This window comes from Thermostichus sp. MS-CIW-26, from assembly GCF_054059115.1.
The window spans coordinates 46,190-58,766 of sequence record NZ_JBSSBV010000010.1 but is presented as its reverse complement, the minus strand read 5'-3'; the positions used below and the strand labels follow the sequence as shown (position 1 = coordinate 58,766).

Here is a 12,577-nt window from a genome sequence, read left to right as displayed (position 1 = left end):
TCACTGGGGATCTTCCTTGCCAGGATAAAAGTCGGGATCCATCACCTGCTCAAATGTGTAGGGACACTGGGCAGGCAGATCTGCTTCAGACAATGGCGTTTCTCTCACCACCAACAGGATCCCGTCCTGGTGAGCCTCTTGCAGGGCTGCCGAAAGATCGGGCTTGAGGCTGGGACTGTCTTTGAGCAATCGCTGGATCTGGCGGCGTTGTTCAGTAATCGTTGCCCGCCAACTTTTGCCTCGCAGGTGGGGTTGCAATTGCCACTTCAGCAAATGCCCTACCAGGATCCCCAGCCGGTGCAGCAATTCCCGGCGTTCTTGCCTGCCCAAAGCCTCGATTTCCTCCACCAAGTTGGCGATATCCAGTTGATCCCACTGCCCCGATTTCAGCAGTGCGGCTTGCTTTTGCGTCCAGGCATAGAAGTCGTACTCGTAAAGTTGCATGCTTCATTGCCTAACTGGGCACTGGCCAAGGAGATCTTACTGACCCCGAACTACCCCTTTTTACCTTGAGCTCATTGATTTCCCGGACTAGGCCAAGTCCGGGAATGCTTGCGGAAAGCGGGTTTTGCCGGTTGGTTGGGGAAAGCGGGCGATGAGACTCGAACTCACGACATCCAGCTTGGGAAGCTAGCGTTCTACCACTGAACTACGCCCGCGTAAATCAATCTCAAGTTTAGCAAGCTGAAACCCTTGCTGAATCTAACCTATCACGTTCCCGACCCCTTGAGTAGGTGGGGAGTTGGGGGGGGGCATATTTTGCCCGCAATTTGACCAGCAGGGAATGACGTCGAGAGACAAAGCTATCGTGCATGCTGGGGCAGGGCGAGAGTGGGTTAATCATCTTTCACATGGGATCCCTGGTACAACTGAGGCAGTATTCTGTCTGCGGCCTATGTCCAGCATCCTCCTGCTCTCCGGTAGTCCCAGCACTCCTTCTCGCTCAGAAGCCGTTTTACATCACGCTGCCGGGATCCTGTCCGATCTGGGATTGACCACTCAGTTTGTTTCGGTGCGGGATTTGCCCCCAGAGGATCTGGCACTGGCCAAGTTCGATAGCCCTCAACTCAAGGCAATTCAGCAAAAGGTGGCCCAAGCTACCGGGATCGTCATCTCTGCTCCCGTTTACAAAGCCTCCTATCCAGGTGTGTTGAAGGCACTGCTGGATTTGCTGGATCAAGACGCCTTTACCGGTAAAGTGATTCTCCCCATTGCCACCGGGGGAACCCTGGCCCATCTGCTGTCCATCGACTTTGCGATGAAACCTGTGCTGGCGGTGATGGGGGCAACCCACATCCTGAGAGGGGTTTATATCCTGAGTTCTCAAATTCAGTTGGACGCTGCCGGAACACTACAGCTAGAGGCCGACATCGAGGAACGTCTGCGAGCAGGGCTGCAGGCACTTGTGCAGGCGGTGAAATAGAAGAAATCAGAATTTTGCGGAGACTGGCCGAATACGGGATTGGTGCCCTGGGCCCGGAACCGGTTGCGGCAATCTATTCCGAAAAGTGCATAGGTGATTGCCCAGTCAGGCCCGAGAAGCCGCGGAAGAGCCGACGGCAAGGGATCCCTTTTGCGGGTATGGCCGGATTAAATTTCTATAAATCCCCCAAAAAACCTGCAAAACCGTAAGTTATGATACAGACATAGGATAAATCGTTCACCTCTGCAGTTGGCTCACCAGTGGCCTGGAGCTGTGCAGAGACGGAAGTAGGGGTCTTCCCGAAGGAACGCGCCTCAACTGAATCGCGCCACTCTCTCCGTGGCTTACGGTTCAACAACAACAAACTCAACCCTTCGTTGATGGAGGCGACTTATGAAACTCTCTTTCCGTGGCAACACCTTTGACTACGTTCCCGCGCATACTCAGCTCAGCGATGAGGAGTTGCAAGCTCAGTATCGCGGTCAAACCTTCTGTGTGCACCACACCAGCAAGAAAGCGATGCCTCACCCTCATCAGCCCCTGACCTACCGGGGTGTAAGCTACTGAGGTGAATACTGTTTGCCCTTGTAGGTGAGGTGGGGATCCTCTGGAAATCTCCATAAGGGCTGGATAAAGACCGGGCGGCCCCGTTTGGGGTCGCCTTTTGGGGCAAAACAACTGGAGCAAAACAACACCTCCAGAAGAGATGGCTTAGCCCAGCCAGTTCAGATTCTCAAGCAAGATCGATATCCATCGATATCTTCTCGATATCTTCGTCCGCCAGCTTCTCTCCCCGTCTAGTGACCTGAAGGATTGCGTCGAGGCTGCCTGGGGACAGGTTCTATGTCTTCTGGAGTGGGTTTGCTGGAAGGGTGAGGTGGACCTTGCCAAGGTTGACCTCAAAGGGAGGAGCCAAATCGGTCGCAAGTGCTGGGGGACAGTCAGCAACAGCTGGGCTGTCGGGGGGCCTCAGTGCCCTGAATGCCGGTACCGGGTGCATCGGGACCCAGCCTCAGCCTTGGGAACTGTGCTGGGTGGATTAGAGGTTGTTTTGCGAGCTGGCAGTAGCCAGGGAGGCTGGGGAAGGGAAGCCACCTGTCCAGTCGTTTTGTCGGGGGTTGTAGACCCAGGCAAGTGGCAGGGGGCAGGAATGCCCAGCCGCGAGGTAAGGACTCCGTCCTGCTGACGGGAAGGGAAGCCTGTGCTCTGTCCGCAGGACGAGCGCCGGGAGGATGCCACAGAAGATGGGTGGGTCTTCACCTGCCAACTTGATTCTGAAATGGGAGCGATGCCGAGACAGGGTGCGCTAAGATGCGGTTCCAAGCGATAATGGCCTTAGCAACTTGCCCTACAGGGATCCGCTGCGATGGAAGCGTTTTTCGAGTTTCTCTGGTCGGCTTCGGCCATCTTGCTGGTGATCTTGGTGCTGCTGCACAGCCCTAAGGGGGATGGGTTGGCGGGCATTGGCGGGCAGGCCCAGCTGTTCTCCAGCTCCAAGAGTGCTGAGCAAAACCTCAACCGCATCACCTGGACGGTAGCGACCCTTTTCCTCTCCATCAGCGTGGTGTTGGGGGCGGGCTGGCTCTCGGCAGCCACAGGGCCATAGGGATCCCTTTCCGTGTTGGCGATTTACCTGCATGGATTCGGCTCTGGGCCGCAGTCGGCCAAGGCAACTTTCTTTCGGCAGCGGCTGCAGCAGGTGGGGATCCCTGTTCAGGTGCCCGATCTGAACCAGGACAATTTTGCCCAGCTCACCTTGACCCGCCAGATCCAGCAGGTTTCCAGCCAGCTTGCCGAGATGAACTACCCCCCTGTCACCCTCATCGGCTCTAGCCTGGGGGGGCTGGTGGCTGCCTGGGTTGCCGAACAACAACCCTGTGTGCAGCGCTTGGTGCTCTTGGCGCCGGCTTTTGGCTTTTTAGGCCATTGGCTGCCGCGGCTGGGGGCAGAGGCGGTGGAGACTTGGCGGCGAACCGGACAACTCATGGTGTTTCACTACGGAGAAGGCCGCCCTCTCCCTTTGGAGTACGGCTTTGTCGCCGATGCCCAGCGCTACCCGGATGGGGGGTTACGACGGCCTGTGCCCACCCTAATTGTGCACGGGATCCAAGACGACACCATCCCCATTCAAGCCAGTCGAGACTATGTGGCCCGTCGCCCCTGGGCCCAACTGGTGGCGGTGGAGAGCGACCACGCCCTGACCGATGTGTTGGATCCCATTTGGCAGATCACCAGCCGCTTCTGCGGGTGGGGGATGGAGACGGGGCAGTAGGGTTGTTAAAGGGGATCCCTGTCCCGTGCTTGCCCATTCGCGAAAGCGTCGCGTAGCGATAATGTCTATGCAATCCAAAGTGCTGTGCCTACAACAGGGGAAGGCTGACGTGACTGCCGGCTTGCTCTTCGATATGGACGGGGTGATTGTGGATTCGGAACCAATCCATGCCCGCGCCGGGGCCATTGCCCTGCAACGCTGCCACCTATCCCTGGATTTGGCCCCCATCTCCCTGCAGTTCAAGGGGCGCACCGACCGCGACATGTTCGAGTACCTTGTCCAACACCAGACGGACACCCCACCTGCAGAACGGCCCCTGCTGGTGCAGCGCTTGATCGAGGAAAAGGCCAAGGCTTTTGGCGAGCTGCTGGCAGAGGTACCCCTGGTGCCGGGGGTGCTGGAGTTTTTGGCGGCCAGCCGCCAGCGCTTTTCTGCCCTGGCCGTCACCACTTCGGCCATCCGCCGGGATCAAGCGCAGATTTTCCAGCGCTTCGACCTGCACCGCTGGTTTGACGCGGTGATTACCGCCGAAGACATTCAGCGGGCCAAGCCCGACCCAGAGCCTTACCTGAAAACGGCTGCCGCTGTGGGGTTGGATCCGGCGTTGTGTTGGGTGATTGAAGATTCTACCCATGGGATCCGCGCCGCTAAGGGGGCTGGCTGTTTTGCGGTGGGCCTCACCACGGCTTTCACCGCCGAGGAACTGCGCCACGCCGGGGCAGATGTGGTGGTGGACAGCTTTGCGGAGTTGGCCACACTCCTGTTCGCGAGAGCGTCGCGTAGCGATAACCTGCCTGTGTAGGGAGCCCAGCCCATTCGCGAGAGCGTCGCGTAGCGATATGCCAGCACCCACTTTTTTGCGGCAGGCCCTGGATCGCTATCCGTTTGCTTCGCGGCGACGGGTGGTGATGGGCAGACAGGGATCCGTGGCCACCAGCCAACCTTTGGCGGCAATGGCGGGCATGGAGATGTTCTGGGCGGGCGGCAATGCTGTGGATGCAGCCGTGGCAATGGCGGTGGCTTTGACGGTGGTGGAGCCAACCTCCAATGGCATTGGCGGCGATGCCTTTGCTCTGGTGTGGGAGGGGGGGGAGGAGGGTCAGCTGTACGGGTTGAATGCTTCCGGTCGCAGCCCAGCCGCCCTGACGCCGGAGCGGTACCGGGACCATGGGCGGATCCCCCCCTACGATTGGTTAGCGGTGACGGTGCCGGGGGCAGTTTCCGCTTGGCAGACCTTGCACCGGCGCTGGGGAAAGCTGCCGTTCGAGCGTCTGTTTGTGCCTGCCCTTCGTCTGGCGCAAGAGGGATTTCCGGTCTCTCCCCGGGTGGCCCAACTGTGGCAGGCGGCGGAGTCCATCTATTTGCCCCTGCCGGATCCGCGCCACGAGGCCTTCAAGGCCGTTTTCTTTCCCCAAGGGCGTGCCCCACGGGCTGGAGAGCGCTGGAGCAGCCCCCTGCATGCTCAAACCCTAGAAGAGATTGCCCGTAGCGGTGGGGAGAGTTTTTACCGGGGGGAGCTGGCGGAGAAGTTGCTGGCTTTCTCGGAGGCCACGGGCGGCTTCCTGTCCCCCGCCGACTTGGCTGAGCACCGGGCCGATTGGGTGGAACCCATCCATACGGATTACCGCGGCTACACCGTCTGGGAGATCCCCCCCAACGGGCAGGGCATTGCCGCTTTGATGGCGCTCAACCTTTTGGAGGGTTTTGAGCTGGGTCGGATCTCCTACGATGCCGGCGAGCGCTATCACCTGCAGATTGAGGCAATGAAGCTGGCCTTTGCCGATGTGAGCCGACAGGTGGCGGATCCGGAGTATGTGCGGGTCAGTCCTGCCCAGATGCTGGATAAGGCTTATGCACAGCGGCGGCGGCAGTTGATCGGGAGGGAGGCGATCCCCCTGGCCCAGCCAGGGCTGCCGGAGGGGGGAACGGTTTACCTGGCTGCAGCTGATGGTGAGTTGATGGTGTCTTTGATTCAGTCGAATTTCGATGGCTTCGGCAGTGGTCTGCTGGTTCCGGGCACGGGCATTGCTCTCCACAACCGCGGCACGGGTTTCACCCTGGAGCCCGGCCATCCCAACCAGGTGGGCCCCCGCAAGCGCCCCTACCACACGATTATCCCCGCCTTTCTATCTAAAGAAGGGATCCCCCTCGGCCCTTTTGGTGTCATGGGGGGGGCAATGCAGCCCCAAGGCCATGTGCAGGTGGTGGTGAATTTGGTGGATTACGGCCTGAACCCCCAGGCGGCTCTGGATGCGCCCCGCTGGCGAGTGCTGTGGGATCAGGGGATCCCGCAGGTGGCGCTGGAGAGCACGGTGCCGCCCCAGGTGGTGCGCGAACTCTCCGCCCGCGGCCATGCAGTGCAGGTGGTGGACGCAGAAGAGGATTGCGGTCTTTTTGGCCGGGGACAGATCCTCTTGCGGGATGGGGATCACTTCATTGCGGCTTCCGAACCCCGTGCCGATGGCCTAGCCCTGGCGTGGTAGAGTGCCTAGCTCATCACCATGCCACCATCGATGGCAAAAACCTGTCCCGTGATGTAGGCCGCCGCCGGATCTGCCGCCAAAAAACGCACCAGCCCCGCCACTTCTGCCGGGGATCCCAGTCGCCCCAGGGGGATCTGCGCCAAAATCGGGCCGGGGTCCAGTTTTTCGGTCATTTGGGTGGTGATGAACCCCGGTGCCACGGCGTTGACGGTGATGTTGCGGCTGGCCAGCTCGCGAGCTGCTGTCTTGGTGAGGCCCACCACCCCTGCTTTGGCGGCGCTGTAGTTGGCCTGGCCGGCATTGCCCACCAAGCCCACCACCGAGGTGATGTTGATGATGCGCCCCTGGCGCTGCTTCACCATGATCTTGGCGGCTGCCTTCAGGCAGAGAAAGACCCCCGTCAGGTTGAGATCCAGCACCGCCTGCCAATCTTCTGGCTTCATGCGCAGCAGCAGGGTGTCGCGGGCCATGCCGGCATTGTTCACCAGCACATCCACCCGACCCCACCGCTCCATCACCTGGGCAAACAGGCTCTCCACCGCCTCTGGGCAAGACACATCGGCGGCCACAGGGATCCCTTCTCCCCCCAGGGCTGCGATCTCTTCCACCAGAGACTCGGCTTCGGCAGCGGAGCGGGCGTAGTTGATCGCCACTTTTGCCCCAATGGCCCCCAGGTGCAGGGCAATCGCCCGGCCAATACCTCGGCTGGCTCCGGTGACCACAGCCACCCGGTCTTGGAGGGAAGGCAAAGGGAGAAGCTCAGACATAAGCGGCAGGTTCCTCGTGATTCGGACAGCGTGATTAGGACAGCCGCAACAGTATAGGATGCTTTGGGGCCGTCTGGCTGCCACGGACTTCCCGGCAACCGCCTGCGCCATGTCCGTCCTAACCGCCGATGGCCTCGGCAGGAGGGATCCCGTGGTTCCAAGCGGCCACCCTGACGGCAAGACTTGTTGCTGGAGGGATTCGCATGGCACAAAAGTGCAGGAGCTTTGGGCGTTGCACCAATGGGTGAGCAGAGCCAGATTAAGATCAGAAGCTGGGCCCCATCGCGTCAGCGGGCCGTAGGCCTTGCAGAGGAACTGTCCATGCAAGTGGAGTTTCGCGAGTGCGATCCGGGAAATCTGTGGATCTGGTTTGAGTTTGCCGAGCCGCCGGTCGAAGCTGAGCTGGAGTACCTCAACGAGGTGCTGGAGTCGTGGTACGTGTTGGGCAAGCTGGGGGGATTTAACGCCGAGCGTCTGGTGGCCCAAGAGGCCGAGGTGGATCTGAGCTATCTGGAGTATCCCAACGAATCGGAGCCCTTGCCTTCCCTAATGCACAACATGGGATCCCTGGAAGAGAAGGACAACTGGGCCCGCTGCTGGTTTGATCTGGGCACCGCCGATGCGATGGCGCTGGATGTGTTGATCAACGCCCTGCGCACCCTCAGCCTGGAATACATCGGCCTCAGCCGCGTGATTATCGGCGGGCAAAATGAGGATTGGCCAACGGCGGATCCGGAGGAGATGGATGACATGGATGACTACGATCTAAACGGCTATGTGCGGGATCACAGGGAGGAGGAAGGAGGGCTGGAATAGCGGGATCCCTGCCTACTCCAAGTAGCCCAGCTCTTGCATCTGCCGCACCAAGTCGGCATCGCTTTCCACATTCACCTTGCGAGGAGCCGTGCTAGGCCGCCGGGACTCTGCCCAGCTCACCCAGGCTCTCAGCCCATGCTGTAGGCGAGCCAGCCAAGCCTGGGGCCAGCCGGTCTCCACCGCCGACCCGTCGTGACAGCGTTGCGGATCAGCATCAGGGAGAGAGGACACGGGATCCCCGTCGCCGACCCAGAGCAGATCCCGCAGCTCCGCCGGATCCTGCTCCAAGTTGTAGAGGCTGGGACGATCCCCCGTTTGGATGAGCTTGGTCATCCCCTCATAGAGGGCACGGCGGATGTCGTAACAGGCACGCGCCCGCAGCAGGCTGTCGTTACGGCTTTCCATAGCCCGAATGAGGAGGTGGGGCGGGAAGGCTTCGCTGAGCACTGTTCCCTGCTCGGGATCTTCCCCTGCCAAGGTGCGGGCCAAGCTGAGGCGGGCGACCTCGCGGCGGAGCTTGAGGCTGACACAGGGGGCACCGTTGGGGGAAAGGTTGGGGCTAAAGCCGGCAGCTTCCAGGAGGGTATGGAAGAGGCGGCGGGTGGAAACGGGGGTGGCAATGCGTTTTCCTGCCGGGAAGTGGCCGGGATAGCGCAGGATGAGGGGCACGCGGATCAGCTCTTCGTAGACCACAAAGGCGTGGCCGACGAAGTCGTGTTCTCCCAGGCCTTCGCCGTGATCGGCGACGATGGCCACCAGCGTGTTCTGCTCCAGGCCGGTGTGGCGCAGGGTGTCGAAGACGGATCCCAGTAGGTGATCTTGGTAGGCCACCTCAGCATCGTAGATATCCCGCAGCACCTGCGCTTGCAGTGGAGAAAGGGGCTGCGGCAGGGGCGCCATCCAGCGGTAGGGCTGGGCGTTGTATTGGCGCAAAAAGTCGCGGGCCTCGCGGTTGCTTTTGAAATAGGGGGCGTATTTCTGCACAAAGGGCTCCGGCGGCCAGTAGGGCAGATGGGGCTCCATCAGGTTGACAAAGCAAAAGAAGGGCCGTGCTCCGGGATCCGACCGGCGGCGGGCCATCTGCTGCAGGTAGCGGTTGAGGTCGGCAATCGAGGCGGCGGTGTTGCCTTTGAAGTTGAGCAGGCGGGTCCAGAGGGAGGCAAACCAGGGGTGCAGCGCCAGCTGGAAGAGGGCGTCGGAGCGGGCAAAGGCGTTTTGCACCGGATAGGAGAGCCGCCGCCAAAATTGGGTGTAGGCGGCCAGCCAGCGGTTCAAGGGGGCGGGCAAGGGGGTGCCTTCGGGGGGGCGGGTGGGCAGAGCGCCACCGTAGTTGTAAAAGGTTTCAAAGCCGCGCCGCAAGCCGTTTTTCAGGATCCCCACCAGAGGGTTGTTGCAAAAGCCCACAGTGGTATAGCCGCTCAGCTGCAACAGCTCTGCCAGGGTGGGCAAGGCGGGGCTCAGCTCCAGATCTGCTTGGACGGTCTGGTGGGTGCTGGGGTATTCCCCCGTAAACAGGGAAGCGTGGGAGGGGATGGTCCATTGGGCAGGGGCGATGGCCCGCTCGAAGAGGGTGGATTCGGCGGCCAGCCGATCCAGGTTGGGGCTGGTGGGCAGTTGGCGGGCACGCTCCGCTTCTGACCAATAGCAGGAGAGACGATCCGCCCGCTGGGTATCCAGCACGATCAGCAGGATGTTGGGGCGTTCTACGGCAGCAGCGCCGGCCCTTGCGGGGGAATGTCCTGTTTGCGCCACTCGGACGGAGTCCTCAAAGCTCACCACAACTCACCCGATACTTTTCCTTAAAGGTATCCCTATCCTGCCATGCTCTCGGCCAGCTTTCTGCTTCCCCCCAGCCCCCCTTAGGGCAAAGTGAGCTGGGTTTGGCTGTTGCCCTGGATCCGAGCAGTGTTGGCCTGCCAATCCAGGATCCCTTGGTTGCCTCTGACAGTCAAAGCCTGGCCGGGCTGGCGGTAGCGCACGTTGCCCTGGGCCTGCAGCTGGGTGGAGCCGATGCGCCAGCGGATCTCCTGGGCCTGCAGCTCTTGACCGGTTTGCTCGGCTTTGGCTTGCCCGTTGCCCAATATGCGCAACTCGGTTAGAGGCAGGGGAGCCCGCAACTGCTCGCCCCTGAGGCGCAAAGCTTGTAAGGGAGCGTAAACCTCTACAGACCCTACTGCCTGCACTTCCCCGACGCCAAATTGCCACAGAAAACGGCTGGCAGCCAGCTCCAGATCCGGATCCCGGTACTCTGCCCGCACCGGCTGAGTGGGATCCCAGTTCTCCAACTGCATCTGGGCTTGGCCAAAGTCGACGAGCAGCCGCTCCCCCTGCAGGGATCCCTGGCCCTCCAACAGCTCCACTTTCACCTGGCCCTCAGCTTGGAGGAGGCGCTGTTCCGGCAGCCATTCCACCCGCTGGGCCTCCAGACGCAGGTTGTCTCGCTCCGATTCCACCTCGACTTGACCCGTCAATTCCAGACGTCGTTCGCCGGGGTAGGCAGAGCCTTGCTCGGCGCGGGTGCGGATGGCGCGGTTGTCTTCGTCGAAGAATTCCCCCTGAACGGCCTGCAAATGGGCGGATCCCAACTGCACAGGAGCGGCACCATTTTCTGGGGGGGACTCATATTCGGCCAGGCGAGCCTGTAAGCGCCAGAGAATGGCACCATCCGGTCTGGCCTGGGTGAGGGTGATGTCTTCGTAGATCAACTGGGGGGTGGAGATGGGCTCGGAAGGCGCATCGGGATCCCACTCCGGCCCGCCACAGCCCGCGCTCAGCAGGGCCAAAACGGCCAGGAAACGGAGGACAGACAAAGACCTGGACTGCATGGATCTTCCTTGGGGGCTTTCTCCCCTACCCTAGCTTTCTTAGGACTCCGTCCCGCTGGCGCGATCAGCCGTATCCTTCCGCTGCGCTGAGCCGGATCCCGCTCTCGGCAAACCCGTGGCATTATCAGGGCAAAGTGTTTTTGGGGGCAAGCGTGACCCAACTGTTGCAACTTTTCATCTACGGCCTTGTCTTGGGCAGCATCTACGCCCTGGGAGCAATTGGGGTGTCGCTGACCTTTGGCATTTTGCGCTTTGCCAACTTTGCCCACGGGGATCTGATGACCCTGGGGGCCTACTTCGGCCTGACGTTGGTCGGGCTGGGTTGGCCGATTGGGGTGAGCCTGATCCCGGCAGCTTTGGCCACGGTACTTTGTGCAGTTGGGATCGACCAACTCATTTATCGCCGCCTGCGCCGGGAGGCACCAGTGATCTTGCTCATTTCTTCTTTTGGCACCGCCCTGATTCTGCGCAGCCTGGTGCAGATCATCTGGGGGCCCAACAATCAGGTGTACCGCAGCGGGATCCAGTTGCCGTGGCGGCTTGGGGAGCTGCGCATTAAGCCCGATTGGGCGGTAATCCTGGCGGGAACAGCCCTGTTGGTGGTGGCACTGCATCTCTTCTTACAACGCACGCGGGTGGGCAAAGCGATGCGGGCCATGGCCGACAATTTTGAGCTGGCCAAGGTTACCGGCATTGATACAGAGCGGATCGTCCTCTGGACTTGGGCCATCGGCGCAGCCTTGGCCTGCGCAGCAGGTGTGTTCCTGGGCATGGATACCCGGCTGCACCCCACCATGGGCTGGCGGCTATTGCTGCCCATTTTTGCAGCGGCCATTCTCGGCGGCATTGGTCGCCCTTACGGGGCCATTGCTGGAGGGCTGGTGATTGGCCTGGCGGAAGAGTTTTCCACCTTGGTGATGAACCCTGCCTATAAAACCGGGGTGGCCTTCGCCATTTTGGTACTGCTGCTGATCTTCCGACCCACAGGATTACTGGGATCCCCGGGTGGGGGGGATGTCTGATGTTGAGCTACGGCATTTTCTTTTTGATTTTGGTGGGGATCTACGGCGTGCTGGTGCTGGGCCTCAATATCCAGTGGGGCTACGCCGGCATGTTCAACATCGGGGTGGGGGCTTTTTTTGCCGTGGGAGCCTATGCCAGCGCCATTGTCACCACACCCCCAAGCGCCGAGCATTTGGGCGGCTTCAATCTGCCCTTTTGGGTGGGTTTTGCCATAGCTGTGGCTGTCGCCGGAGCGATTGCCTTTTTGATCGGCTTGATTACCCTGAAGCTGCGTTCCGACTACCTGGCCATCGCTACCATCGGCATTGCCGAGATCATCAGCCAAATCCTGAGGAATGAGGGCTGGCTGACCAATGGCGTACGGGGAATTACCCGCATTCCGCGACCCTTTCGCGGCTGGATCCCAGGTCAGGATACTCTTCTCTACTTGGGCTTGGTGCTGGTCATTTTGGCGGTGGTCTATTGGGCTGCGGAGCGGGCCTATCGCTCCCCTTGGGGGCGGGTGCTGCGGGCCATTCGCGAGGATGAACCGGCAACCATGGCCGCCGGCAAAGATGTGCTCCAGTTTCGCCTGCAGGCGTTTGTGCTGGGATCCATGCTGATGGGGTTGGCGGGGGCCCTCTACGCCCATTTTGTCAATTTCATCAGCCCAGAAGCCTTTCAACCGGAGTTTGCCACCTTTATCGTTTGGGTAATGCTGATCGCGGGGGGCAGTGGCAACAATCGCGGCGCCTTGCTGGGAGCGCTGGTAATTTGGGGGGTGTGGTCGGGCAGCGAGTGGCTCACCAACCGTTTGCCGCCCCAGTGGGCCACCCGGGCTGGCCCTTTGCGCATTTTGTTGATCGGGATCCTGCTCCAGGTGATTCTTCTGACGCGCTCTCAAGGATTGTTGCCTGAACGTCCGCCCAAGCCCGTCTTGGGCACTTCTCCTTCGCCTAAGCAGAACCCCGCAGGATAGGATTGGGTCG

General features: G+C 60.8%; 13 protein-coding genes, 1 tRNA gene and 1 riboswitch. Of the genes, 9 read left to right on the top strand and 5 right to left on the bottom strand.

Features of this window, described 5'->3' with window-relative positions; genetic code table 11:
- A complete protein-coding gene (locus ACVWZU_RS05440) occupies window positions 1-444 on the bottom strand; it encodes a DUF29 domain-containing protein (protein WP_414331397.1) in 444 nt (147 codons plus the stop codon).
- A 143-nt stretch (window positions 445-587) separates the two neighbouring features.
- Window positions 588-659 (bottom strand) — tRNA-Gly (locus ACVWZU_RS05435).
- 236 nt (window positions 660-895) lie between these two features.
- Here ACVWZU_RS05435 and ssuE point away from each other — a divergent pair.
- The 6 genes from ssuE (at window position 896) to ACVWZU_RS05405 (ending at window position 6,178) form a co-directional block, all read left to right on the top strand.
- Window positions 896-1,423 (top strand): NADPH-dependent FMN reductase, encoded by a 528-nt coding sequence (gene ssuE / locus ACVWZU_RS05430; RefSeq protein ID WP_011433678.1) that lies wholly within the window; start codon window positions 896-898, stop codon window positions 1,421-1,423.
- A 232-nt stretch (window positions 1,424-1,655) separates the two neighbouring features.
- A riboswitch (Glutamine riboswitch) is annotated at window positions 1,656-1,737 on the top strand.
- A gap of 79 nt (window positions 1,738-1,816) precedes the next feature.
- Window positions 1,817-1,990, top strand: coding sequence for a DUF4278 domain-containing protein (locus tag ACVWZU_RS05425; RefSeq protein WP_083757650.1), 174 nt, complete (start codon window positions 1,817-1,819; stop codon window positions 1,988-1,990).
- Between the two features lie 799 nt (window positions 1,991-2,789).
- On the top strand, window positions 2,790-3,029 hold the full coding sequence (gene secG / locus ACVWZU_RS05420) for a preprotein translocase subunit SecG (RefSeq protein ID WP_011433676.1): 240 nt from the start codon (window positions 2,790-2,792) through the stop codon (window positions 3,027-3,029).
- Window positions 3,030-3,041: 12 nt separating this feature from the next.
- Window positions 3,042-3,695, top strand: a complete 654-nt coding sequence (locus tag ACVWZU_RS05415; protein WP_011433675.1) for a YqiA/YcfP family alpha/beta fold hydrolase — start codon at window positions 3,042-3,044, stop codon at window positions 3,693-3,695.
- A gap of 67 nt (window positions 3,696-3,762) precedes the next feature.
- Window positions 3,763-4,497 (top strand): HAD family hydrolase, encoded by a 735-nt coding sequence (locus ACVWZU_RS05410; RefSeq protein WP_238376756.1) that lies wholly within the window; start codon window positions 3,763-3,765, stop codon window positions 4,495-4,497.
- 37 nt (window positions 4,498-4,534) lie between these two features.
- Window positions 4,535-6,178: a gamma-glutamyltransferase family protein gene (locus tag ACVWZU_RS05405; protein ID WP_011433673.1), complete on the top strand. Its 1,644-nt coding sequence runs from the start codon at window positions 4,535-4,537 to the stop codon at window positions 6,176-6,178.
- A gap of 5 nt (window positions 6,179-6,183) precedes the next feature.
- On the opposite strand, the gene fabG is transcribed toward ACVWZU_RS05405, so the two are convergent.
- Window positions 6,184-6,945 (bottom strand): 3-oxoacyl-[acyl-carrier-protein] reductase, encoded by a 762-nt coding sequence (gene fabG / locus ACVWZU_RS05400; protein ID WP_011433672.1) that lies wholly within the window; start codon window positions 6,943-6,945, stop codon window positions 6,184-6,186.
- 321 nt (window positions 6,946-7,266) lie between these two features.
- Here fabG and ACVWZU_RS05395 point away from each other — a divergent pair, with 321 nt between their 5' ends.
- On the top strand, window positions 7,267-7,761 hold the full coding sequence (locus ACVWZU_RS05395) for a DUF3531 family protein (RefSeq protein WP_414331319.1): 495 nt from the start codon (window positions 7,267-7,269) through the stop codon (window positions 7,759-7,761).
- Window positions 7,762-7,773: 12 nt separating this feature from the next.
- On the opposite strand, the gene ACVWZU_RS05390 is transcribed toward ACVWZU_RS05395, so the two are convergent.
- Together ACVWZU_RS05390 and lptC are read right to left on the bottom strand one after the other, a co-directional pair.
- Window positions 7,774-9,537 (bottom strand): sulfatase, encoded by a 1,764-nt coding sequence (locus ACVWZU_RS05390; protein WP_457443754.1) that lies wholly within the window; start codon window positions 9,535-9,537, stop codon window positions 7,774-7,776.
- An 83-nt stretch (window positions 9,538-9,620) separates the two neighbouring features.
- On the bottom strand, window positions 9,621-10,586 hold the full coding sequence (gene lptC, locus ACVWZU_RS05385; RefSeq protein ID WP_457443752.1) for an LPS export ABC transporter periplasmic protein LptC: 966 nt from the start codon (window positions 10,584-10,586) through the stop codon (window positions 9,621-9,623).
- A 152-nt stretch (window positions 10,587-10,738) separates the two neighbouring features.
- On the opposite strand from lptC, the gene ACVWZU_RS05380 reads away from it, so the two are divergent.
- Together ACVWZU_RS05380 and ACVWZU_RS05375 are read left to right on the top strand one after the other, a co-directional pair.
- Window positions 10,739-11,608, top strand: a complete 870-nt coding sequence (locus ACVWZU_RS05380) for a branched-chain amino acid ABC transporter permease (RefSeq protein ID WP_457403614.1) — start codon at window positions 10,739-10,741, stop codon at window positions 11,606-11,608.
- A complete protein-coding gene (locus ACVWZU_RS05375) occupies window positions 11,608-12,567 on the top strand; it encodes a branched-chain amino acid ABC transporter permease (protein ID WP_414418731.1) in 960 nt (319 codons plus the stop codon). The genes ACVWZU_RS05380 and ACVWZU_RS05375 overlap by 1 nt, the downstream gene beginning before the upstream one ends.
- Window positions 12,568-12,577: the final 10 nt, after the last annotated feature.

Excerpts from the sequence above, each read along its gene's own strand:
- ACVWZU_RS05375 (WP_414418731.1), top strand. The coding sequence starts at position 11,608 with ATGTTGAGCTACGGCATTTTCTTTTTGATTTTGGTGGGGATCTACGGC.
- ACVWZU_RS05440 (WP_414331397.1), bottom strand. The coding sequence starts at position 444 with ATGCAACTTTACGAGTACGACTTCTATGCCTGGACGCAAAAGCAAGCC.
- fabG (WP_011433672.1), bottom strand. The coding sequence starts at position 6,945 with ATGTCTGAGCTTCTCCCTTTGCCTTCCCTCCAAGACCGGGTGGCTGTG.
- ACVWZU_RS05425 (WP_083757650.1), top strand. The coding sequence starts at position 1,817 with ATGAAACTCTCTTTCCGTGGCAACACCTTTGACTACGTTCCCGCGCAT.
- ACVWZU_RS05405 (WP_011433673.1), top strand. The coding sequence starts at position 4,535 with ATGCCAGCACCCACTTTTTTGCGGCAGGCCCTGGATCGCTATCCGTTT.
- ACVWZU_RS05395 (WP_414331319.1), top strand. The coding sequence starts at position 7,267 with ATGCAAGTGGAGTTTCGCGAGTGCGATCCGGGAAATCTGTGGATCTGG.
- ACVWZU_RS05410 (WP_238376756.1), top strand. The coding sequence starts at position 3,763 with ATGCAATCCAAAGTGCTGTGCCTACAACAGGGGAAGGCTGACGTGACT.
- lptC (WP_457443752.1), bottom strand. The coding sequence starts at position 10,586 with ATGCAGTCCAGGTCTTTGTCTGTCCTCCGTTTCCTGGCCGTTTTGGCC.
- ssuE (WP_011433678.1), top strand. The coding sequence starts at position 896 with ATGTCCAGCATCCTCCTGCTCTCCGGTAGTCCCAGCACTCCTTCTCGC.
- secG (WP_011433676.1), top strand. The coding sequence starts at position 2,790 with ATGGAAGCGTTTTTCGAGTTTCTCTGGTCGGCTTCGGCCATCTTGCTG.